The sequence below is a fragment of the Pedobacter sp. GW822-FHT03F06 genome (assembly GCF_058801365.1).
In genome coordinates this window covers 25,415-50,024 of sequence record NZ_JBXANE010000014.1, presented here as the reverse complement: position 1 = coordinate 50,024, position 24,610 = coordinate 25,415, and the positions used below count along the sequence as shown (strand labels likewise).

Annotated in this window: 18 protein-coding genes; 10 read left to right on the top strand and 8 right to left on the bottom strand. The window is 39.9% G+C overall.

Annotation, left to right across the window (positions count from 1 at the left end; all coding sequences use genetic code 11):
- Window positions 1-383 precede the first annotated feature (383 nt).
- The 6 genes from AC1RJ8_RS21320 to AC1RJ8_RS21295 form a co-directional block, all read right to left on the bottom strand.
- Window positions 384-1,478: a hypothetical protein gene (locus AC1RJ8_RS21320; protein WP_492955558.1), complete on the bottom strand. Its 1,095-nt coding sequence runs from the start codon at window positions 1,476-1,478 to the stop codon at window positions 384-386.
- 94 nt (window positions 1,479-1,572) lie between these two features.
- Complete coding sequence (locus AC1RJ8_RS21315) at window positions 1,573-2,883, bottom strand: beta-helix domain-containing protein (protein ID WP_492955557.1); 1,311 nt, start codon at window positions 2,881-2,883, stop codon at window positions 1,573-1,575.
- 379 nt (window positions 2,884-3,262) lie between these two features.
- Window positions 3,263-6,523: a TonB-dependent receptor gene (locus tag AC1RJ8_RS21310; protein WP_492955556.1), complete on the bottom strand. Its 3,261-nt coding sequence runs from the start codon at window positions 6,521-6,523 to the stop codon at window positions 3,263-3,265.
- A gap of 170 nt (window positions 6,524-6,693) precedes the next feature.
- Entirely contained in the window at window positions 6,694-7,716 is a 1,023-nt protein-coding gene (locus AC1RJ8_RS21305) for a FecR family protein (protein WP_492955555.1), read from the bottom strand.
- 401 nt (window positions 7,717-8,117) lie between these two features.
- Window positions 8,118-8,705: an RNA polymerase sigma-70 factor gene (locus tag AC1RJ8_RS21300; protein ID WP_492955554.1), complete on the bottom strand. Its 588-nt coding sequence runs from the start codon at window positions 8,703-8,705 to the stop codon at window positions 8,118-8,120.
- A gap of 72 nt (window positions 8,706-8,777) precedes the next feature.
- Window positions 8,778-10,187, bottom strand: a complete 1,410-nt coding sequence (locus AC1RJ8_RS21295; protein WP_492955553.1) for a S41 family peptidase — start codon at window positions 10,185-10,187, stop codon at window positions 8,778-8,780.
- A 189-nt stretch (window positions 10,188-10,376) separates the two neighbouring features.
- Between AC1RJ8_RS21295 and AC1RJ8_RS21290 the strand changes: the two genes are divergently transcribed.
- A complete protein-coding gene (locus AC1RJ8_RS21290; protein WP_492955552.1) occupies window positions 10,377-10,613 on the top strand; it encodes a hypothetical protein in 237 nt (78 codons plus the stop codon).
- Window positions 10,614-10,757: 144 nt separating this feature from the next.
- Here AC1RJ8_RS21290 and AC1RJ8_RS21285 read toward each other — a convergent pair whose 3' ends face one another.
- Complete coding sequence (locus tag AC1RJ8_RS21285) at window positions 10,758-11,480, bottom strand: class I SAM-dependent methyltransferase (protein WP_492955551.1); 723 nt, start codon at window positions 11,478-11,480, stop codon at window positions 10,758-10,760.
- Window positions 11,481-11,571: 91 nt separating this feature from the next.
- On the opposite strand from AC1RJ8_RS21285, the gene AC1RJ8_RS21280 reads away from it, so the two are divergent.
- The 6 genes from AC1RJ8_RS21280 to AC1RJ8_RS21255 all read left to right on the top strand — a co-directional run bounded on the left by AC1RJ8_RS21280 (window position 11,572) and on the right by AC1RJ8_RS21255 (window position 18,965).
- Window positions 11,572-12,459 (top strand): LysR family transcriptional regulator, encoded by an 888-nt coding sequence (locus tag AC1RJ8_RS21280; RefSeq protein WP_492955550.1) that lies wholly within the window; start codon window positions 11,572-11,574, stop codon window positions 12,457-12,459.
- Window positions 12,460-12,830: 371 nt separating this feature from the next.
- On the top strand, window positions 12,831-14,027 hold the full coding sequence (locus AC1RJ8_RS21275; RefSeq protein WP_492955549.1) for a glycoside hydrolase family 88 protein: 1,197 nt from the start codon (window positions 12,831-12,833) through the stop codon (window positions 14,025-14,027).
- Window positions 14,028-14,037: 10 nt separating this feature from the next.
- Entirely contained in the window at window positions 14,038-15,297 is a 1,260-nt protein-coding gene (locus AC1RJ8_RS21270) for a DUF2264 domain-containing protein (RefSeq protein ID WP_492955548.1), read from the top strand.
- 694 nt (window positions 15,298-15,991) lie between these two features.
- Window positions 15,992-16,630, top strand: coding sequence for a DUF6266 family protein (locus tag AC1RJ8_RS21265; protein ID WP_492955547.1), 639 nt, complete (start codon window positions 15,992-15,994; stop codon window positions 16,628-16,630).
- Window positions 16,631-16,976: 346 nt separating this feature from the next.
- Window positions 16,977-17,882, top strand: a complete 906-nt coding sequence (locus tag AC1RJ8_RS21260) for a helix-turn-helix domain-containing protein (RefSeq protein ID WP_492955546.1) — start codon at window positions 16,977-16,979, stop codon at window positions 17,880-17,882.
- Window positions 17,883-17,963: 81 nt separating this feature from the next.
- Entirely contained in the window at window positions 17,964-18,965 is a 1,002-nt protein-coding gene (locus AC1RJ8_RS21255; RefSeq protein WP_492955545.1) for an aldo/keto reductase, read from the top strand.
- 336 nt (window positions 18,966-19,301) lie between these two features.
- On the opposite strand, the gene AC1RJ8_RS21250 is transcribed toward AC1RJ8_RS21255, so the two are convergent.
- Window positions 19,302-20,042: a LytR/AlgR family response regulator transcription factor gene (locus tag AC1RJ8_RS21250; protein ID WP_492955544.1), complete on the bottom strand. Its 741-nt coding sequence runs from the start codon at window positions 20,040-20,042 to the stop codon at window positions 19,302-19,304.
- 341 nt (window positions 20,043-20,383) lie between these two features.
- On the opposite strand from AC1RJ8_RS21250, the gene AC1RJ8_RS21245 reads away from it, so the two are divergent.
- From AC1RJ8_RS21245 to AC1RJ8_RS21235, 3 genes are read left to right on the top strand one after another with little or no spacing between them, the layout of a single operon-like run.
- A complete protein-coding gene (locus AC1RJ8_RS21245; protein WP_492955543.1) occupies window positions 20,384-21,982 on the top strand; it encodes a hypothetical protein in 1,599 nt (532 codons plus the stop codon).
- On the top strand, window positions 21,979-23,292 hold the full coding sequence (locus AC1RJ8_RS21240) for a hypothetical protein (protein ID WP_492955542.1): 1,314 nt from the start codon (window positions 21,979-21,981) through the stop codon (window positions 23,290-23,292). Before AC1RJ8_RS21245 ends, AC1RJ8_RS21240 begins: the two co-directional genes overlap by 4 nt.
- Entirely contained in the window at window positions 23,292-24,608 is a 1,317-nt protein-coding gene (locus AC1RJ8_RS21235) for a hypothetical protein (RefSeq protein WP_492955541.1), read from the top strand. The genes AC1RJ8_RS21240 and AC1RJ8_RS21235 overlap by 1 nt, the downstream gene beginning before the upstream one ends.
- Window positions 24,609-24,610: the final 2 nt, after the last annotated feature.

Below are 24,610 nucleotides of genomic sequence, written 5' to 3'. Positions count from 1 at the left end.
TCAATCGGCAAGGATCATTTTCAAGGTGTATGCCCATGTGGAAAGGGTGATAAATCGGATCTGGAAAGAATTCCACGGACATTTATGATGAAAACCCTGTTGTTCTGGTTACCCATGAAACGTTATAGGTGTTACCGCTGCATGCGTAACCGCTGGGTACTTGGAAGGAAATCACATCAGATCAGCCATTAAAATCTATTCGTGTAACATCAGGATTGCTTCTACCGGTTTTTAAGTATTCCAATAAGTTAATCAGTTGCTGGGTTAAATCGTGTTACCAGTTCAATGGTGATTGCCAATAGTAAGAATTATAATAAAAGAAAAAGGGAATACCCGCTGCAATTGCCTGGTTTTCCCCATTTTCTATACAATAAATATAAATCCTATTGAAAATATTGTGAAAGATCTGTTAATTTTCCGCCAGACACATAGATAGACCTTGTAGGGGAAGTAACTGTTGTCTTGGCATCGGTAATTAAAAATAATTTAGACGTTCCTGCCTGAAAATTAAATCCATCGCTGGCAAAGGCTGAAGTAATTCTACCTTCGTTGGGTTTAAGTGTAAATCCACTTGGTACCAGGGGACTGGTAGGGTTGTAAGGAGCGTTATTGGTCTCTTTTTCAAGGATATCGAAACTATATATATAATCAGACCCTGGTAAAGGAGGCAATTCTATCGAATTAAAAGAACCATTTTTCGGGAGCGTAAACCGGAGTTCGGGCATTACCTTGGTTCCAACGGTAGTGTTCGATGCGGTTTTAAGCCTGGTGTAAAAAATAAGATCGACATCTACATTTTTGAACTGATTTGGAAATGAGGTTTCAAATTTAGCGCTCACCATCATATTGGTAGGATTCTTCGGAGGATCGAGTTTTACGTTATCCACTATTTTAGTGCCATCGAATAAGTAACCGATATTCTGCTTTGGGATGGTAGATTCGATTGTTTTGGCAAGCAGAATGGCTATTTCTCCTTTCTTACGGATCTGGATTTCCCTTGTGGTGCCTTTGTCGATCAGTATAGACAGCAATTTATTTACTTTTCCGGTTTCTGAAGAAATTATGTTTCCATCTAATAAGAATTCGAGTTCGCCAGATAAGGCATAGCCCTTAATCTCTAATGAAATGGCATTGTTGTATATTTTGGTCCCATCATAAAAAATACTGATGTTCTGATCAAATGGAGTTGCCGTAATCGTTCTGGTGAGTAATATTTCAGAAGCACCCTTTTTTCTGACCTTTAGTACGTTATCCTGATCTTTTACGCTAAGCAGGGTTTTTAAACTAATACCACCTGCTGGTGGAGTAGCTATAATACTGTCTCTGTACAGGTATTCCAGTTCAACATTGGTTGCTCCGGTAATGTTTAGCTGAATAACTTTAGCTGGTTCCGGTTGAAGAAGTTCTGCTTTGCGACAAGATAAACTTAAGGCTACAATAGCAGAAAGAAAAAAAAAGGTAAAAATTTTTAGTTTCATATAAAGGGTAATTACATTTAAAAACAGCTGTCTGTTTTTATAAAAAAGGGGCTGTACCCTTTGGGTACGGCCACCTTTTTTAAGAGAGAAAAAATTAGAATACAAGTTTTGACCACGTAGCTGCCCAACTTGGTAACGTAACAGTAGCTGGAGAACCTGGTGTGTTGTACCATGGTTGGCTAACACCAAAAGCGCTTGCGTTAGTTGCATTAACAACCAATGAGTTACCGCCGCCATCAACGTAAGTGCCAGATGCTGTAGTGATTGAGTTAACGAAACCGTGAACTGAAGTAGTGCTAATGGTTGAAACACCTGCCGGGGCATCTGCATCGAAAGCTATACCTGTGTTGTAACCAGATACAATTACATCAATTAATTCAACCTCCGAACCTCTGCGCTCGCGGATACCATTACGGTAACCTAAACCTGCGATACCACTGGTGTTTTCAGTTCCGAAGATGCTAACATTGATCAAAGTTGGGTGTGTTTTAGGTGTTAATCTAAAGGTTGCATCTTCAGCAGGGGCATTGTTGTCAGATTCGATACCGTTAGAATCGCTGTTGCCTCCGCTTGTGCTGTGTGTAGCATTTTTATCGGCAATGGCTACTGCATCAGTTAATGTTCCGGTAAAACCGTTGTCAAAATCGAACTGATCATCATCAGATGCTAAAGCAATTAAATTGCTAGGGCTAACTGTTCCGCCGAAAAATTCGAATCCATCATCTAAACCATAAGAAACCTGTACGTGATCGATAGTAGTACCACTACCCACACCACCTAAAGTTAAACCATTAACCTCTACGTTTGGTGCCAACTGGAAACCAGCATACTCAATACGCACATATTGGAAAGTACCACGGTTATCTTCGTTATTTGAACCTCCATAGTAGAATTTATCCTCGTTGGCTAAACCTTCGATTAATTTACCGCTCGGATTTAAAACATTGATTTTTGCATTACCTAAAATAATTACACCACCAAAATCGCCAGGTGTACCAGTTGTGCTGGCATCACCATCTAATAAACGACGGCTGGTAAATACAATTGGATTTTCTGCTGTACCTACTGCACTGATGTTACCATCTTTTGAAACAACCAATACACCATTTTGTACACCTGGCGTATTTGCCGATGCTTTAATATAAGTGCCAGCCTGGATGGTTAAGGTTGCGCCATTTCTAACCGTTACCACACCACTTAATTCATACACATTTCCTGCAGTCCAGGTAACAGAGCTGGTAATGTCTCCACTAACGGCCACTACTGGCAATGATGACTGTGAATAATCTGCTGCCGAAGTGCTGCGGTTACCAAATGAATCAGAACCACCTTCATTTTTTTTACAAGCTGTGAAAGAAACAGCCACAATTGATAAAAGACCGATTAATTTTTTGAAATTTTTCATTTTCGTTTTTTGTTTTTCATAGGATCTTATAGGTATGATCCATGTTTTTAGGTTGATTTTTTGCAGTATTTAGATGCGAGACCAGTTAATCCATTATTTTTAAAGGAAATAAAAGCCTATTTGTATCTAAATTGAATGTTTTTTATATCTTAGTATTTCTTATCGATAGCTAAGCAAAACTGTTAGCACCCTTGGTTTTTAACAGTAAGGTTTTTAAAATATTTCGGGTTTATCCTGATTTGCCGTTCCACTAGAAATGATCGGTTTAAACGGAGGGTTCTGGTACAACCTTTCGTTTTTTTTATGGCTATACAGGAAAGTATCTTCCTCCTTTCTTTTTAAATAGTGTAAAGTTATTGCTGTTGTTTTTCATGGCCGTTTAAAAATTGTAGGTGAGGGAAGTGCTGTAGGTGCGGCCAAACTTTTGCCTGTACATAATCATATCGCCCTCATCATATTTATCGCTAAAGCCTGGTTTAAGTTGTATATCGAGGTCGCCGTCGCCCACCTTATAGTCGGTTTTTCTTTCATAACTGGCACTGTTTATATAAAATGTTGATGCTTTGTTGAGCAGGTTTGCTGCGTTAACTTTAAGCTCCAATCGTTTTTTTAAAAACTTATAGCTCAATTGCGCATCTATTTGCGCGCGGGCCTGCTCGTATTCTATCTGGTTGAAACTCGAACTCACGATATAGGTTTTATATCCTGATTTGTTGTAAGCTATATTAAAACCTAAAGCATCACCGGTGTATTGCAAGCCAAAATTAACCAGGTACGGTGCCTGTCCATACATAGGCCTTTTCTGATTAAGTGGAAGTAAAATATCAGGAAGATTAGGGCCATTAGGATTTTTTATTTGGTAGGTGCCGGTTACATTTGATTTTTGAAGCGTTAAATTGCCATATAACGTGATGTTGGTTAATATTTGATGATTGGCAATAAATCCCAGGTTTTTTCTTAATTCAAACTCTAAACCATATACTTTAGCATTGTCAGCATTTCTAAGAAAGTAATATATATTTCCATTACTACTGTCAAAATTGAGTTCGGTAGGTTTATCAAATTTTTTAAAAAAAGCCCCTGCCGATATCACCTCGCCCAAGCCCGGAAACCATTCTGCCTTAAAATCGTAATTGTTGATTCTGGTGCTCGCCAAGCCCCTGTTGCTAAACTGCGCACCCAGATTAGGATCGTACCTGAAAAACTGGCTGTTATCCATCAGTTCGGGCCTGATTACAGTTGCGGATGTGGCAACCCTCAAATTAATTTGGTTAGTTGGGCTATAGGTAAGGTTTGCGGAAGGTAACCATTGCCATTTTTTTTCTGCAGGTAATTTAAATTCTGTGCCACCACCTTTAACATTAGTTTCGTTTCTTACTTCTGTGTACTTAAAGTACTCGGCCCTTAAGCCCCATACTAATCGAACTTTTTCCGTCAACCGGTCATCAAGCATTACATAACCTGCGTGCGTATTACTATAACCTTCGTAACCATCATTTTTTAATGTCCAAGGGTTTATAGCATAAGTATAGCTGTTGATATTAAAATTTGCAGGGTTTATCATTTCGCTTATAGGGATATATCTTAAGCTGTCGGCTATGTTTGGGTTATTAACCAAACTTGCAATTTGCCAGCCGAAACCCGCTTTTTTATTGATGCCGAAATAGCCGGTCTTTACCGTATTCCGTGTGCCTGAAAGTTTAAATGGGGTAGATGCATCTAAACTCCACGAATAGTGCCGTTCGCTGTTGCTGTAATCGTGGCGTGAGGTTGGAAGTATATTTCCCTCTATTAATTGTGAGGTAATATAATAGTACAGGTATTCTTTGCCAATAAGTTTAGGCATACTGGTAGCTATGCCCATGTCTTTTTCCTTTCTTTCAATGGCTGTTCGTGCCGCATTCCATTCTAGCTTTACTTTACCTAGCTGGTGCTGGCCGCTTAATTTATTTTGTAAAAGATCAGTAAATGTAGGGTCGTCTATTTCCTGTATGCGGTTTGGTGGAAAGCCTGTTCCTACCAAGGTGGATCCATCATTATTATCATAACCAATAGTTCTTACCAGTTCATTATTATATAAATGGGTATAAGTGTTGCGCAGGCTTAAGCGGTTTTGCCCCAGTTGTAAACCAATGTTAAATAATGCGCCTAAAGTGGTGTTGAACAGGTATTTATTTCCGTTATTATTATATCTGTACTCCCAGTCGCCCCGGCGTACATTATCAATCTGGTTAATGTTTTGTGTATTTCTGTAAGTAAGCGAGCCTGTAAAACCCAGTTTATTCTGTTTGACCGTATCAAGCCCTAGTAAACGGCCGATGGTAAACTGATAATTTTGGGAAGGAGCCGTTTTATATTTATAAATGGTAAAATTATCATTCGTAAATTTTTTACTTTGGTCTTCAACCATTTTGTTGTAAGCGGCATCAGTTAAATTAATATTAGGTTCTACACCACGATTTGTGTGCTGCAAACCCTCAGGAAAATCCCTTCTGCCATCATCAAAACCAAAATAATCATATTTACCACGTTTACGGCTTAAAAAATCTTTGCCTGTACTTTGATCGTTATAAGAAGTACCTGCTGTAAAGCTCATGAAATTTTCGGCAGGGATATCTTTGGTGTTAATCTGGATCAGCCCGCCACCAAAACTGGCATTCATATCAGGCGTGGCGGTTTTACTCACCACAACATTATCAACCAAATTGGAGGGGATAAGATCAAATGAGAAATTACGCGTTTGTGCCTCGGCACTTGGAAGCAAAACGCCATCCAGCTGGGCCGAATTGTATCGTTCGCCAATACCCCTTACAATAACAAACTTATTGTCTACGGTATTTACCCCACTAATGCGTTTCAAACTTTCACCGATATTTTTATCTGGTGTTCTGGCAATTTGATCGGCACTAATTCCGTTGCTAATTTCAGATGCATTTTTCTGGCGGGCCAGTAATCCTTCAACCGAAGCTTTTTTATAGCTGGCGGTTACAGTCACATCCTGTAGGCCTTTAGCATCGGGTTTTAACGAAACGTTTAATGGTGTATTTTTATCAGCCTTTACATTTACCTCGCTAACGCGCTGGGTAACAAAAGAAATATAACTAATCTCTACCGTGTAAGTGCCTGGTTCAATGCTTAAAGTATAACTTCCATCGCTGGCGGTTTGCGTGGCTTTACCGGTTTGGACAACCTTAATGGAGGCGCCAGGAAGGGTTTCACCTTTTTCATCAAGTATTTTTCCTGATATGCGCCCAGGTTTTACCGGATCAGGAAGTTTGTAAAGCAATATGGTATTGGTATCGGCAAATCTGTAGGCTACCCTGGTTCCTGAAAGTATTTTTTTGAGGATCAGCTCAAGTGGCATGTCTTTCACTTCGAGGCTTATCTTGTTATTCTGGCTAAAAATCGATCTATTGTAATTGATCGACAGGCCTGCTTTTTCTTCTAAAAGACTAAGGGCATCAGAGATGCTCATTTCAGCTATCTTAATGCTTACGCCACTTTCTCCTGGTGTTTGCTCAAAGCTTCTTGCTATTGCCTGATTAAACAAAAGGGTGCACAGCATCAGCATAAATGCGGCCGGTCTGTAATTGAAATTGATAATATATTCTTTTATATATTCATAAAATCCTATTTTCATAGGTTCAAGATGTTTTTTAATTCTCACGGGTTAAAAACTTTTGTTTAGGAGCTGGATTGTTCGAGCAATCCGGCTCCTTGTTTGTGTTAAGCGGTTTAATTTATTTTTCATAGGTATAAATCCGGTAATGTTGCGCCTGTATACTGCGCCATTAAGTATAAGCTAACCTATCATTGGCAGCCCTCCCCCCATACGGTAATTTTTTTAGTACCTGCATCTATTTTGTATTTTAGGTGTTTCCCACTCATCACATGGAGCTCTTCCATTACATTGGTGATGCTTTTGTTCGAAAAAGTGGCGTTAAACCTGCATTGATTAAGTTTATTGCGCTTTAGCTCAATGTGTACATTGTAATATCTTTCCAATGATTTGAGCATATTTGACAGCGTTACATCTTTAAAAGCGAAGCTGTTTTTGATCCAGGCATTTACTTCTGTTACCCGTTCAGTGCGTACCGTATAATTATGCTCCTTTAAATGATACAATATTTTCATGCCAGGAGTAAGTAGCGAAAGTTCTTTTAGTTTACCCTGGCTGTTCTCCGAAACTTTTACTTTACCAGTTCGCACGGCAACACTAAAGGTTCCATCTTTCGGGTAAGCATAGATATTAAACGAGGTTCCCAAAACCTGTGTCTGCATTTGCCCGCTGTGTACAATAAAAGGACTGGTGGTATCGCGTTTTACTTCAAAAAAAGCTTCTCCATCGAGCTGTATATTTCTTAAACTGCCTTTCACAAAGTGCGATGGCCAGGTAAGCTTACTTCCGGCACCAAGGTATACGATAGAACTATCAGGTAAAATCAACTTCACTTTTTCACCTTTTTGAGTGGTTTTACTTAAAAAAGCAATGGCCGTTTGTGAAGGTTGTTGTGTTTTCTTATAAGTATACCACCCAAGTGATGCAGAAATGATGACCACAATTGCAGCGGCATATTTTAATAGCGGGAAGAGTGATCTGCTTTTTGGCTGGCGTTCTTCAACTTTATCCCATATCTGGGCTAGTCCCTGAACAGCGGTTAATGAGTAATCGGTTTCATTTGTTTGTTTTGTCCAGACCCTTTCCATTACGCCATGAAATTCACTATCGGCGTTCGCTGGGTCGGCCAGGTACGCCATCAGGATTTTTTCTTGCTCCGGATCGGTTTTACCTGCCAAATATTGTTCAAATAATATTTTAATGTTTTCTTTCACTTTAATGTTTTTAAGCTTTTATGCTGCGCACTACTGGATATATGCACGAAACCCTGGATACAGCTATGCAGAAAAATATTTTTTTTAGTATAAATCGTAAAGTTCTGTTTAGTAGTGTGTTGTACTGTGTCGGAATAGTAACCAATGATCTTGCAGTAACTAATTCTTGATTCGTCACCCTGAATTTATTTCAGGGTCTTACTTGCAAGATAGATCCTGACCACGAAGTAGCTATTAGCCTAAAAATTAATAAGCACAGCTAATAAAACAAGCTCAGGAGGACGCGTCTTGGGGAGGCGCTATAAAAATCTTAATGTCCTTAATTTCTTAATGGTGAAACGACGGAAGATAGAAAATGGATAATGGGACAGGGCATTTTTCTTAAGGCGCCACGCCACCCATTAACAAAACAATACCAGTAAAGATAAGATTGTTTCTGGAGCGTACGTTCTAAAGTATTTCCGCATAATTCCAAGCGATTTTTTGAGGTGATTGTTTACCGTGTTTTTGGAGATGCCCATCAACTGCGATATTTCCTCATGTGTATGGTGATCATTTCTGCTCATCAGGTATATTTTTTTTACCTGCGGAGAAAGACTTTCTATCGCTTCCTGTGCAATCTGTTTAGTTTCTTTGGCATTAAGTTCGTCTTCTATGGCATTAAAAGATTGCTCATGCTTCAGGTTTTCATTGCTATAGGCTTTTTCTTTGGCTTTTTTACGAAGTGTAGAGAGGAAATTATTTCGGATAAGCGTATAAAGAAAGGCATCAAAATTCTTTTCCGGATCGATCTTCGATCTGTTTTCCCAAAGCCTCACAAAAACATCCTGTGTTAGTTCTTCAGCTTCTTCTTTGTCTCGTGTAAAATGGTAAGCATAACCGTATATTTTTTTGCGGTACTGATGGTAAATTTCATTAAAAGCAGCTGAATTGCCAGTTTTTACTGCATTCAGGAGTTTTGCGTTTTTAAAATCTTCCAACTGTTCCATAAGTAGCGGTTATGGGAGGCAAGTTAGTGGTCGCGTTTAAAGTTAATGTTAACACAATGAAAACCTTTTCTATCACCTTAGTCGGTGCGTAGTTACGGTACTCTTTTGGGCAGATTCTGCCCCCGAATCCATTAAAATACGATCTGCCCGAAAGGTTTCGGAAACCACTTTATTTATGGCAACCGAAGTTTTGATGGCTTTGCCTGTTATCGCAGCAATTGCTGCTTTTACCATCGGATCTGCAGCATCACCCAGTTGAAGCAAGGGCAAAATACTCAGTTCATTGATTGCGATATCAGGGTTGATTCCGGTACTATAGCCGCCGATGCCCTGTGCATTAAAAAGTTTATAAACAATCGGGTGCATTTCCCAGTTCACCTGTTTCGGACTTCGGGCATCAAATATCCTGAACGATGCTTCATCCTTTCCCCTTGTTTTTTCGCCGATTACCACCACCTGGATAAAAGGCTTAAGGTTATTGATCATGACTTCTGATGCAGATGCTGTGGCGGCTGTTGATAAAATATAAACCCGGCTTAGGCCAAGGTTTTGTTGCAAGAGGGTATTGAAATTTACGGTACCATCGAAAGTAGCCGCAGTACCGATAGATTCTGTTTTGGCCCCGCCATTTTTATTGCCCCTGTAGGTAATGAAAGGTTTATCGAACGATACATTTTTGGCAATCATGGCACACAAGCCAGCTGCTTCTGCTACCTGGCCACCCGCGTTATAACGGAGATCGAGGATAAGTTCGGATACACCTGCTGTTTTAAAATTACTGAAAATAGGGGTGAGCGAGCTGGCCAAACCGCCATTAAAATCCAGGAAATAGAGGTAACCAATTTTTTTTCCATCACTTTCTATAACCTTACTAATTTCCCGTTGGTCTAGTATGATACCTTTATTTAATTCAACACTGCGCGTATCTGTCCAGGTATTGTTATTCAGCTCGGCTAAACCTAATGAAAAGCGGTCGCTGTTTAATATTTCGGTTTGTAAAGCTTGTGCATTACCAGCGGTTAAGGTTTTGCCATTAATTTTACTGATATAATCTCCACGTTTTAAACCAGCCCTTGAAGCTGGAGAATCTTTTAGTACAACTTTAATGATCCCGATAACCTTAGTGCTGTTTTGGTCGCTTACCATTGCATAATCAAAACCAAAATTTCTATTACTTGGAGTCGTTGTGGTGGGGTCGTTAGGGATACTGATATAGGAGAAGCGATCGGATGAATTGCGGATGGAGTTAAAAAAATCTTTTGGTGATAAACTGAGATTAGGATCAGCAGGCAATTGCTCATTCCAATAGTAGTAGCGTTTAAGGCTATCGAGTATCCAGGTGTTGATGTTCTCATTGCTTCCAATTGGATAATCGGGCTTTTTACTGCCCTTTTTACAAGATGGCAGAATGGCTAAAAATAGCATGACAAGATAAATGCTGTAATAAGTTGTTCTTTTTAAATGGGTTATGGGGTTTGTCATTGCCTTTCCTAATTTTAGAGCAAACTTAAAGCTACTATTGTTAAGCCGTGATTAATTTTTAAAGCGCGTTTATCTATCGCATATAGCCTTAAAAGGAATGGTTTCGTTTATTAAATTATTATTACAGGATCGGTTAACCTTAACATAACAATAATTAAACATTGGCTTTTATAATGTTAACTTTGCGCTGTGAATTTTCCGCTCTATATCTATTACGAACTGCTGATCCGTTTATCTGAAATTGAATCGGAAATCGGGCATTATGTATCCTCAACTGCAAATGAAGAAGTTTGCATATTGCGTACTACAAACGGTACCGTAAAAGTTCCGGTTAACTTTTTAAAGCGACAGGCCGAAAATCCGAACCTGATCAACAAAGACGAATTAATAGCATTAAGCAAAGGTTTTAAGCCTAGCTATGAGTAATTCTGCAGGCGGGCAAATAAATCACTTCCAAATAAACTTAAGACTATTTTTTTTGGTGAAAATATAATCGTTTATCCGCCTAATTTAAGTGTAGGAGAAGATTAAACCAGGTCATAGTTGTAATATCACCTGGCATTAATCGTTTTATTTTATCGCGCCAAAAGCTGCGAAATAAGAATTTTTATGCAGAATTTCGGTAACGCTAAACCCAACTTTTTGCAATAAAGCAAGTTGATAGTTTAAAGAACGAGGGGTATCTTCATATTCAATATAATCAAATACCTTTTGCTTATATGCTGCACCGCCAAGTGTTTCCAGGTAGGCTCCGTACTGATCTTGAAAAAGGTTATCGATCAATACAGAATCGTGTGCAATGAGGTCTGAAATCCAGATACTGCCACCAGGTTTTAAAGCCCGGTAAACTTTAGTAAAAACAAGTTCCCAATCGGCATCGGTGCGCAAATGATGAAATGTTGCCGCAGCAAGTATAATATCGAAATGATGATCAGGTAAATTAAGGTTCCGCATATCGTCCTGTATAGCAGTTACTGTTCCCGTGGTTTGTGCCGATACCCTATCAGTTGCACGCGCTAGCATCGGTAAACTTAAATCGTTAAGTGTACAGTTAAGGTTTGGAATTTTACTGAGCATTTTTAAGGTGTAATTGCCCGCACCACATCCAATATCCAACAGTTCTTTCGCATTTGGATTAATGTATCTGGCTGCTCCGGTACATAACTCCATAGTAAGTGGCGCATCGATGGTGGTTTGCTGTCCGCTCTCTAAGTTAGAGAAACGTTCTACATCGTTATCAAACCTTGTTTTAATTTCTTCATTTGTTGCCTTATGCGAATAATCTTTATTCATTGCTTTAATTTTTTTGTAAAGTTAGTGCTGTTAATCATATTTGTAAAATATCAATTTTAGCATATCACGATACCTATTAAGTATTATAAATATGGAACTCAGACATTTGTTGTATTTTAAAACTGTTGCAGAAGAACTTCATTTTACTAAAGCTGCAGCAAAACTTTTCATTTCGCAGCCCCCGCTGAGCAGGCAGGTTAAAGAACTGGAAGAAGAACTCGAAGTACAATTGTTTGTTAGGAGTAATAAGCGGGTTGCATTAACAAATGCCGGAAAGTACTTTAAGGCTGAAGTAGATGCCATGTTTGCCAAACTGGAAGAAAGTAAAGAAGTGGTCCGTAAAATTCATGAAGGCGTTAGCGGCGAATTAAAGATTGGCTACATCAGCTCTGTTTACCAATCGCACCTGGCAGAAATTTTAAAATTAATGCACCAGGAATTCCCTTATCTGAAGACGAGTTTGTTTGAAGTACCTACACTTGCTCAAATTAAAGAATTAGAACATGGTGGTTTAGATGTGGGGATTTTAAGAGCCCCGGTTTTATCAGAAAAATTGAAAGTAGAATCTTTGTTTTTTGATCCTTTTGTGGTGGTTATTCCTTTAACCGACCAAAAAATTGATGCCAGGAACGGACTTGCCGATTTTTTGAAGAAAAGTCCGTTTATATTCTTTAATAAAGATTTTGCGCCTCAGTATAACCAGAAACTGATGGAAATTTGCCAGCGGATGGGCTTTAGTCCAGATATTACCCACGAGGCCAACAATGTACACTCTATATTACAGCTGGTAGAAGCAGGCCTGGGGGTATCTATTCTGCCCTTGTCGTTAAAAAAACAATATGCACAGCTGAAAGTATCTTTTATTGAATTTGATGCTATTCCGGTTAATACCGAAGTGGTATTAGCTTATAAGGAATCGAATAAAAATCCCGCATTAACCTGGTTTATTAAACACTATGCCGAGTTAAAAATCAATTGATTTTCAATAAGGTCAACATAACGAAATCAAGTACCATTATTAATCAATATAATCCATTGATTACAGACTGGAAAAATTGTAAGAAAGGCTGTTCTCCAATAGGAGACAGTCTTTTTATAAACTTCAAAAATCCTATAGCCACCCATTGAGCGTTATTTTTCAAAAAGAAACGGTCAACTGCATAAACATGGTCAGGAAAATGGATTGATGTAAAATTAACCCTAAAAAGCTAGTTGATTTCCGATTTTCTACCCTATCATTTCCGATTTTCACCTCTTTTAAACTTGTAAAAGCACAAATTTGCCGCAACCAACATCAAAAGCCTGTGTTAAGGCTTAATGCAAAATGAATTTTACAAATTTACCTAACCTATGAAGAAATTATTGTTCGCCGTATGTTTTCTGGCTGCAGCAGTAATGGCTAACGCACAACAGGCAGCTGATGAAAAAAAAGCAATGAAAAACCTGCTAGACAGGCAATTTGAATTTGCGCAGAAACAATATCGGTTACTGGCCAAAAACACACCGGCAGACCGCATGCCGAAAACCTATTACGCAAAAAATAATAAGCTGGAAACCAGCGATACCAAATGGTGGTGCAGTGGTTTTTATCCGGGTTCGCTACTTTATATTTATGAATATACCAAAGATTCCGGTACCTTAAAAGAGGCAGAAAAACGCCTTGCTGTACTCGAGAAAGAGAAGCATTATACCGGAAACCACGATTTAGGTTTTATGATGTTATGTAGTTTTGGCAATGCCTACCGCATTACTGGTAATGCGCGATATAAACCTACTATCGATACTGCCGCTGCTTCACTTGCCACACGTTACCGTCCGGCTGCTAAAGTAATCCAATCGTGGAATAGTAGTAAACAATGGAAAGGCCCTGTTATTATTGATAATATGATGAATCTGGAGTTATTGGCATGGGTGTCTGATCATGGTGGCGATCCGAAATACAAGAAAATTGCCATCAATCATGCCGATACTTCGCTTAAAAACCATTTCAGATCAAACTATAGTTCCTACCATGTAGTAGATTACGATATGACCACTGGCAAAGTGCTTAAAAGGGGTACAGCCCAGGGCGCGTTCGACGAATCGGCCTGGAGCCGCGGGCAGGGCTGGGGATTATACGGTTATACCATGATGTACCGTTTTACCAAGAACAAACATTACCTTAATCAGGCAAAAAACATTGCCAGATTTATCATCAACCACCCGAATATGCCTGCCGATCAGATTCCATATTGGGACTTTAACGCACCGAACATTCCAGATACTTACCGCGATGCATCTGCCGCTGCGGTTATTGCCTCTGGTTTGTTAGAATTAGGACAGTATGCAACAAAAAGCGAGCGAAAATTATATGTAAGCGAAGCAAAGAAAATGATCATTTCACTTTCATCTGATACGTATACTGCAAAGCTGGGTGAAAACGGCGGCTTTTTACTGATGCACAGTACAGGAGCCTTACCCCTTAAATCAGAAGTCGACGTTCCGCTGAGCTACGCCGATTATTACTATCTAGAGGCGCTAATGCGCTATAAAAACTGGTATTTATAACACACATAAAATGGAAAGAAGAAAATTTATAGGCGCGTTGTCATTAACTGGCGTATTTGGGCTGTTTAATCCTAACGAAGTTTTATCTGCTACAAAAGTTAATAAAAATACAGGTGCTCAACCAAAAAACGACAGAGAATATTGGTATAAACTACTGTATAAAATTGCCAGCCCCGTTGTTTCCAATTTGGCCAATGGAACCCTGATTAAAAATATGCCAGTGGTTACGGCACCGAAATTCGACTCCAGAACACCTGCTGTATCGTATTTAGAAGCTGTTGGCCGTACCTATGCCGGAATTGCACCCTGGCTTTCGTTACCTGATGATACCACAACCGAAGGTGTTTTAAGAAACACATTGAAATTACAGGCCATTCGGGGATTAGATAGCTGTTTTGCGGCAAACAGTCCTGATAAACTAAATTTTACCAAAGATTATCAGCCGATTGTTGATTCTGCCTACCTGGCACAAACTTTTTTAAGGGCACCTAAAGCTTTATGGGAGCCTTTAAAGCCCGAAACAAAGCGCGAAATTATTGCTTCATTTAAATCGTTAAGGAACAGAAAACCCTTTAAAAATAACTGGCTGTTATTTGGTTCTATTACCGAAGCCTTTTTATTATCGATTGGCGAAGCACACGATGAAAGCCGCTTAAATGAGGGGGTAGATACTTTAAACGCATGGTATAAAGGAGATGGCTGGTACGGTGATGGCGTAAACATGGCTTTTGATTATTACAATTCATTTGTAATCCATCCGATGATGGTGGATACGCTGGCTGTTATGCTCGATAAAAAGTTAATCAAAAAAGAGCGGTACGATCTTGCCGTAAAAAGGATGCAGCGTTACGTAGTAGGACAAGAGCGTATGATTTCTCCTGAAGGAACCTATCCACCAATTGGGCGTTCAATTACCTATAGAACCGGCGCTTTTCAGGCATTAAGCCAAATTGCTTTAATGCATAAGTTACCAGCCACTATTCAGCCTGCTCAAGTGCGTTCTGCCTTAACTAAAGTAAAACAGAACATATATGATGTTCCCGGAACTTTTGATGCAAAAGGATGGTTACAGCTTGGTTTTTGCGGCCATGATCCTGAAATAGCAGATTATTATACTTCTACAGGCAGTTTGTATATGGCTACACTATCATTCCTTCCTTTGGGCTTGCCGGCTAGCGATGAGTTTTGGGCGGCACCTTCTGCAGAGTGGACATCAAAAAAAGCCTGGGCAGCAAAACCGTTCTCCAAAGATTATCATGTAGATTTTTAGTGAGATAATTGGTCTGGAAGTATCGTCATTTCGACCGTAGTGTTCCAAAGGAACTCCTTTGGAGGAGAACCCGAAAATTCCTCACCGGCCCTCACTAGCGCAAGTCCAATGTCATTATGTTAAGGGATAAATCGCAAAAGCTTGTCACCCTGAGCGTAGTCGAAGGGCATTTAGTTGTGTTTTATCGATCTCAAGAAGTCTTCTACTAAGCTCTCCACAGGAGTCCTTTGGACAGACTGACGACTGTGTTGCTTAACTTAATGACATTGAGCGCAAGTCTTAGGTGCTAGGGCAGTGTTGTTGGCAGCCTTGTGCTTTAAAATTTTCTTAAGAGATTAATATATTGATCTGACTAAAGCACAAGTTGGGCCTTTTACTTGTGCCAGAGGCGCTAAAACTTGCGCTAGAATATGAGGTGATATCCCGAATAAAAAAATGGGAAAAGGAAATAAACGCAATTAAGTTTGAGAAGAGGAAATTAGACTTGCAAGATTATTTTAGCATAGATATTCGGTTCGGAAAAACTAAGGGTTAGGGCGGGCTTGGTTCGGAGTTGGTTCGGACTTAAAACAGTGTTGTGACAATTATACCCGAACTAACTATGTTTTAAATCCCTGTTAAATTTGCTGAAATAGTATATCGATTACAATTCTTTTTTTATCTTAGTGTTAATCATCCCATAATTTTTAAAATTATGGCAATATTTAAACAAGGAATCAACGGTGGTTTCACCGGGAAAGTTGGGAGCGTAATAGGCTATCAACTAAATGGACAATGGGTAATGAAAGCTTTACCTAAATCCAGTGTAAAAAACAAAAAAGGCACAGCCCAGCAAAAGCGTTGCAGGTTTGGTTTTACCAGGATGCAGCATTTCCTTAAACCCTTAATTACATTCATTAGGGTAGGGTACAATCTCGAATCTAAACTGAGGATGATGACTGCGCATAATGCAGCCAAGTCGTACAATATGCTCAACGCATTAGATGCAAATGGCGAAATTGATTGTGCAAAAGTATGTCTAACCTTTGGAACTTTGTTGGGTGCAGAAAAACCCAGCGTAGCTAAAGACGATGTGGGCCTTCATTTCAGCTGGGAAAATAATACAGCTAATAACTCGATTAGGGAAACAGATCAGGTGATGGTAATTGCCTATAATGTTAAAGCCCAGCGAACTTATTTTAAACTCAGTGGCGCAAGAAGAATTGATGGCATGGAGACAATCGAAATCCCCGCATTTGAAAAAGACAATGAACTGCATACCTGGATTTCATTTATTTCAGATGACAGGCAGTCTATTGCAATGAGTAGCTACACAGGAAATATTATCATTTAAGATGCCGATAACCAGCCGTACTCCATTAAAATATTATCAAGGCAATTTATGATTGATAATGCTGAGAAACCAGCTTATGTACGTCGCTAAACGCTATATGAGCGCACAGAAATAAATATTGTTGAGGGATTGATGTTACAGGCCATTGGAAGATACTTTTGGTTTAGTAAAGGCTTTGGATAAATAGATTGGAAAAAACATAATCTATGGATATCTCTCCATCAAAAACAAATGCTTAATTAATTCTGATCAGCAGTTTGTTCTAGGAACTTATGAAATTGGCGATAGAGAGTCAATCAATTTGCTTTATGCAAGGTATATTATTTGATTTTTATAAATTTACAGCATGAAACAAGCAGAGACCGTTATCGATTTTTACAACAGGCTGCCGAGCCATGCGCCCACAGATGTTCCGCTCGATAATGCTGGCATTGGGCACATAAACGTGTTTACAAGAGAGAGCTGCGCCGTAGTAAGTCCATACAGTCGCCGCGATTTTTATAAGGTTTCACTTATTATTGGTAAGGGAAAGATCTATTATGCAGATAAGTGGATACAAATTGACCGGCCTGCGCTGCTGTTTTCAAACCCTATTGTGCCTTATTCCTGGGAAGCAGACTCAGATCAGCAGTCGGGCTGGTATTGTCTTTTTACCGAAGATTTCATTCAGCATAGCGAACGGGTAAATAACCTGCGCGATTCGCCTTTGTTTAAGGTTGGCTGTAATCCGGTATTCTTTCCAGATGAAGTTCAATTGCGCGAGTTTTCGGCCATATTTCAAAAGATGCAGGCAGAGATGAACTCAACTTATCCGCACAAGTACGATGTACTGCGTAGCTATTTGCACCTGCTGATTCATGAGGCGATGAAAAATAATCCGGCCACAAATTTTAATACCTACGCTAATGCCTCTTCAAGGGTTTCTGCCTTATTTCTTGAACTGCTGGAAAGGCAGTTTCCAATAGATTCTCCTACGCTTGTACTCAAACTGAAAACCCCTGCCGATTATGCCGACGCTTTATCCGTACACATCAATCACCTTAACCGTTCTGTAAAAGAAGTTACCGGTAAAACCACAAGCGCTCATATCGCTGCCAGGATCGTTAAAGAGGCTAAGGCACTATTGCAGCATACCGACTGGAATATCGGTGATGTTGCCTACAGCCTGGGCTTTGAATACCCTTCTTATTTTACATTGTTCTTTAAAAAACACACTGGTTCTGCACCTACTAGACTAAGAGAGACTGTTTGAATATTATAACGATCTGTTTGATGCTTATAAGTCGTGGTTTTGCTTTCTTATCTACATTTGAGGGAACAAAATCTTATCAAAATGAAATATAGAAATTTAGGGACAACCGGCGAGAAACTGTCTGCACTTGGCTTGGGCTGCATGGGCATGAGTTTTGCGTATGGGCCTACAGACGACAAAGAAAGCTTAGCGACACTTGAAAAAGCACTTGATCTTGGGATCAATTTTTGGGATACGGCCGATATGTATGCAAACGGAGCCAATGAAACGCTCATTTCTAAGGTACTTGTACCTAACCGTAACAGGGTATTTATTGCAACTAAATTTGGGTTCCGTTTTAAAGATGGAATTGCCGGCCCCAGCAGCGCAACGGGAACCTATTTTGATGGTTCTCCCGCCTGGATGAAAGTTGCCGTTGAACAGAGCCTGAAACGATTGAAAATCGATACCATAGACCTCTACTATGCCCATCGGGTTGACCCGAACATTCCGATTGAAGAAACCGTTGGCGCTATGGCCGATCTGGTAAGAGAGGGGAAAGTACGCTATCTTGGACTTAGCGAGGCTTCTGTTTCTTCTTTACGCAAAGCACATGCCGAGCATCCGATTGCTGCATTGCAAAGTGAGTACTCGTTGCTTACAAGGGATGTGGAAAATGGGATATTGCAGACTACCCGTGAACTTGGCATTTCACTTGTACCTTATTCTCCGTTGGCTCGGGGGCTGGTTACCAATACACTTGATGTAAATATCCTGGCTGAGGATGATTTTAGAAGAACCCTGCCACGTTACCAGCAAGAAAATATTATAGGTAACAATAGGCTCATTGCTGAATTTGCTGCACTGGCAGGTACCAAGGGCTGCACGCCTGCACAGCTAGCCCTTGCATGGGTACTGGCGCAGGGCGATGATATTATCCCGATTCCGGGCACGAAAAAAAGAAAATACCTGGAAGATAATGTAGGTGCCATTGAAGTTGAACTGACAGTTGACGATCTTACAGCGGTTGATGAACTGATCAAGCGATATCCTATCACTGGCGAGCGTTATAGTGAAGGGGCAATGAAGATGGTTAACCACTAAGGGACTTCGATGACATGCTTATAGTTGGTGGGGCATTGGCATGAGCCAAAGCTTAAATAATACGCCTAGCCCTTGCTAGCGCAAGTCTTAGTGGTTTGGACAATGTGGGCTGGCTGACTTGTGCTTTAAAGTTTTTTGATTAATGTATTAATTTAAAGAAAGCACAAGTCAGGCCTTTGCTTGTGGCGGGGCGCTAAGACTTGCGCTAGATGGGGTTTTCGGGTTTAAATGGGCAAATAGGTAGCTATTATGAATTTATTCCTATCTTTTTTATTTTGTAAAATTTATACCATTGTTTATTCCATCATATTATTTGCCAGATAATATAATTGATTACTAATTCCGTCCGGTTTTAATCGTTTTCGTTTTTACAAAACCGATAAGTTCGTCCCGGTAATTCTCGCCAATGGTTAGCAACAGATCGTTTTTCATGCGCACCAGGTTGTTCTCAATTTCCTCTAAATAGTTTCTTGAAATAATAAAAGATCTGTGAATCTGAATAAATGAATGGTTATTCTTAAGTATTTCTTTAATTTTTGTAAGGGTTATATGTGCTACAACAGTTTTCTGAGTAGTATATATTGAAATGTAATTCTGAATACTTTCAATTGCTATAATTTCATCAAACCTTATTTTTACCAATTTCGACTTATCATTTTTACTTTTAATAAAGAAATATTGATCATCAACTTTTTTCTTTTCTTGGAAAGGAAGTATCCGTCTACATTGTAATTTATGCAGCACTGTAGCAAAATGGCCTAGAGAGAAAGGTTTGAGGAGAAAAGCATCAGCCTCGATTTCAAATGCATCCAGTGCGTATCTGGAATGGGCTGTTGTAAAAATCAGGTTTCTTGTTTTACTGCGGATAATCTTGGCTAAATCTATTCCCGAAAGGCCTGGCATTTCGATATCCATGAAAACAATATCAAGATTATCTCCTGAAATAATGTGGTTCATTGCCTTAATGGGGTCGGTAAAACTTTCTAAAAGTTCATAATCGTCAAGAGTTGTGAGGTAATCACATAGTAGTTCTAAGTTTGCGGGATCGTCATCGACCGCAATACAGTTAAATTTCATATAGAGAGCACTTTAAAGTTCAAATATAATAATCTGTAGCGTACGATTGACAAAAAAAGAGGTTTCATCATACATTTTATCGTATTCGTGGTATCATAATACCACTTACGTGTAATGGAAGCGGTTAGCTATATAAAATCTCTTTTTTTTCTATCATCTTCGATCTGGAGTTCTCAAGCTTCACAAACAAACTAATTACTGGATAGATCGGTCATTAAACGTGTAAAAATGAGTTGGCCTATAGTAAATATTTTCTTATGTAATGGGTAGTAATGCACAGTCTGCTTATGTTGGATGTTGCAGTTGTTGTACTATGGTATATAAGCGAAAAAATAAAAATAATGATGAACCAAACCCGTTTCTGTACTTTTTCTGGCAAACCGCTAAAAAGTTTTTTGTCAATCATTTTTTTGATCCATATCCACAGTTTTTGCTTTGCTCAAACCTTTGAGGCAGGTGTCCATATACCTGCAGTGGCTTACAATCCTGCTGATCGATTTAATTACTTAGGTAAAGATGTATCTCATTACGGTTTAGGTTGGTATGGCGAAGAAAATGGTGTTCCTCCCTATGCTTATTTATCAGGATTTCAGGGGATAAAACTATTTACGCAGGGTATTCCCCGTTTTCATTTGGATGGAGCAGGTAACCTTGGGCTTGGTACCATGAATGCCAATGCCAGGTTGCATGTAAATGGTACCGGTATCTTCGAGGATAACGTGAAAATACTGGCTAAATATGCTGCATGGGGCGAGGGCTTATTGATTGTAAAACCAAATGGCTGGGCAGGATTACGCCTTGCCAAAAACGATCCTTCTGGTGGAGATTATAACGGAAACTGGGCATTGGGCTATACCGATTACTCCGGAAATGACTTTACTATAAGCAATCACTATAACAATGTTCAATATAACGACATTTTTCATATCCGTGCAGATAACCGCTTTGTTGGGATTGGTACAGCCAACCCAACATCAAAATTAGAGATAGCGGGCGGTGATCTCTCTGTTTCGGGGAATTTAATGGTATCAACAGGTAATGCAACAGGAGGTGGGATAAAACTAGCTGATGACGGGGATATTGTTGACCTGAATGATGGATGGGCCACTCATCGTTTTAGTAATGGAATTAGAATTACAAATGCAAATAGTGGCGGAGATCCAGTCATCCAGCTTGCCAATAACAGTATCATTCCAAGTTATTTCAACGTAGGTAAGGTAGGTATTGGCACTGTTAATCCATTGGGTTTACTACACCTCAATGGCGCCTATGCGACAACAGATGGTGGTAATAGCTATCAGTTTGCTGGTACTGGCTTGGTTGTGCAGGCCAACACTGGTGGCAGAATAGCCGATAGAGGCGCACAGATAGAATTTGTTGTGCCTGCTTCCGTAGATGGAAGTAATCCCTGGGGCCAGGGAAGGATTATTACAGTAGCGGGAAATAGCAACAATGGCGATGCTACAGGCAAAATGATTTTGGGAACGCGTAGGTCATTTAGTAAAAATGGTAAACCTGTTGAATGGTTTTATGGCGATGACATTGTAATAGTGGGCAATGGCAACGTTGGTATTAATACCCTCAATCCAACAGAAAAATTAGCAGTTAATGGCAAAATAAAAGCCCTTGAAATCCGCGTTGATGCACATGATATGCCCGATTATGTTTTTGAAGAGGACTATAAGGTTGGAACGTTGGAGGAGTTGGAAAGTTATATTAAAAAGAACAAACACCTGCCCGAAATACCGAGTGCTATTGAAGCTGAAAAGAATGGATTGGAACTGGGAGAAATGAATAAACTTTTACTTAAAAAAATTGAAGAACTCACCTTGTATATCATTGAAGAGCACAAGCTGAATGAAAAACAGGGAGACTTATTAGATGCCCAGCGTTTAAAGATCGCTGAATTGGAGAAAACACTAAAATCCCTTAATAAATGAAATTACCGTCTCATATAGCTTCTGTTTTTATGCTAATGGTTGCCTTTTCACATCTGGCAAATGCGCAGAATACTTTTCTTCCAAGTGGGCCGGCAGGGGTAAATACCTTGAATCCAGCAGGTCATTTTCAGGTAAAGGGAGATTCTTGGTTCGATGCTACCACCCGCATGCTCCTAACTAACAACTCAGCAGATTATGGTCGCACCACATTTATGCTTACAGGTCGTTTTCAGGATAACAATGATGCCTGGAGCTTTGGTTCGGGTGCCAGAAATGCCATTGTATTTGCCCAGAATGAATCGGGTTCAGGGCTTAATGTGGGCGCCTTGGGTGAGGAGAAGTTTTCGCTCCAGTTGGAAGGAAATTCCCGCTCACTTGGTTTTCTATCGAAACAAATGGGCAATACGCCCAATATGGTGATGAGCCAAAACGGCTATATCGGCATAGGGAGTGTAATCCCACGGGAAAAGCTCGACATATGGGGAGGCAGGGTTTCTATAACTGGAGATGACCATAATGGCACAGCACTGATTACTACTTATAACGGTCTGGCGCTTTATTCCAACAATCAATTGTCTAATGGGCTTTCCATTAGCCCTGATGGAAATATCGGCATAGGAACCGGTACGGCATATGCAGGCGCGAAGCTACATGTGCATGGTGGTGCAATGGTTTTGGGTAGCAACAGCGTTATTCATAATACAGATGGTTATTTGAGCCTTGGGAATATTCTAGAAAATTCCTCTCCGATAATTAGCGATTGGGCCGGTAAAACCACTATGCTGCTTAATGGTTTAGATTATTCTACTATCGGTTTCCACGATTCTGGGTCGAGGGTTGATTTTATTCGCGTAGGAAATGGAACCATGGAACTGGGCTATGATGGCGGGTTTGGGGCTCCTAATATCAAGTTTCCCGGTGGCATTTGGAACAGCGCGGGTAATGTAGGTATCGGAGTAAACAATCCCACTGAAAAACTCTCGGTTAATGGCATAGTTAAAGCCCGCGAAATCCGCGTGGACGGGCAGGGTGCACCCGATTATGTTTTTGAAGAAGCCTATCATAAACTTTCACTTGCCGAGGTTGAAAAATACATCCGTTCGAACAAACACCTTCCCGAAGTACCTTCTGCAAAAGAATTCGAACGTGATGGAATGGCTGTTGGTGAGCTGAATAAGCTGCTGCTAAAAAAGATAGAAGAACTCACCCTGCATTTAATTGATCAGGACAAAATGATTCGTCAACAGCAGATGGATATTGATGAACTGAAAAAAAGTACAGCGGCTAAAAGTATAAAAGGTAAAAACTAATGAAAATCGAGGGAATATTGCTTTATATCTTATTGATGTGCAATGGGACTGTTGTGTTTTCACAACAGTATGGTGGTTTCTTGGCTGATGCTGGATCCATTAATGAAACAGTAAGCCGGAATAAGATAAATATACATTCCTTACGGGATATAAAAGACAGTTCGCCTCCCGTTACTTCGATGAGGACGTTTGTTGGTCCTTATGCCCTGAGCACTTATGTAACCGGAAGCACAGATTTCAATACCTATCAGGAAGCTGGTCTATATGAATTTGAAACAGCAGGGGGAGTACTTACCAATACACCTCATGGCTCGGTAACCAGTTCTAATTTTAAGGTAATCAGTTTAGGGCAGCCTTCCAGAAATGCCCAGCTGATGTTTGAAACTTCAAATAATGCGGTATGGGTAAGAAATAACTGGGATTGGGGTACAGGTATGCAACATACACCCTGGGATCGTCTGGCCCTGATTTCGGAACTTGGTACTGCTGCTTTTGTAGGCTACGCTTATGATGCTGATGCCTATACGATGGCAAGAAGGGACGATGGAGGCCATATAAAGGCTAACTATTTCAGGACTCAGGCCATGCTTGAGGTCGGCTCAACAGCGCTTACCGGGATTTTTGCCTCCTCTGGCGATGAATTTATCCGAAAGTTTGATGTTACTAGTCTCCGTAATTTTCTTGGGATCCCCTCTCAAGGAGAGACGCTTGCCAGCATAACTGCAAAAAATAATCGTACATATGTCAATCTTGCCCTCAGCCGGGCAGATACACCAAATCCCAATACTTCAGGAACAGACCGTGACTACGGTAGCCTGGGTTTTTTCAATTCTGATTTCGGAATAGAAAATGCAAGGGTAGAGGCTTATTACGGCGTTGGCCAGCATGTTGACAGAGGCGGTTTAAAATTTTATACGCGTGAAGGCGATGGGTTACAAACCAGGATGACCATATGGCCAAATGGCAATGTGGGTATCGGTACATTGATGCCGGCAGAAAAACTTACTGTTGAAGGAAAAATCAAGGCCCGCGAAATCCGTGTGGACGGGCAGGGTGCACCCGATTATGTTTTTGAAGAAGCCTATCATAAACTTTCACTTGCCGAAGTTGAAAAATACATCCGTTTGAACAAACACCTTCCCGAAGTACCTTCTGCAAAAGAATTCGAACGTGATGGAATGGCTGTTGGTGAGATGAATAAACTGTTATTAAAAAAAGTAGAAGAGCTTACATTACATCTGATCGAAAAAGAGAAAGAACTGAAAAGCCAGGCTGACCGCTTAGAAAAAATAGAAAAACTGCTAAAAATTAATTAAAA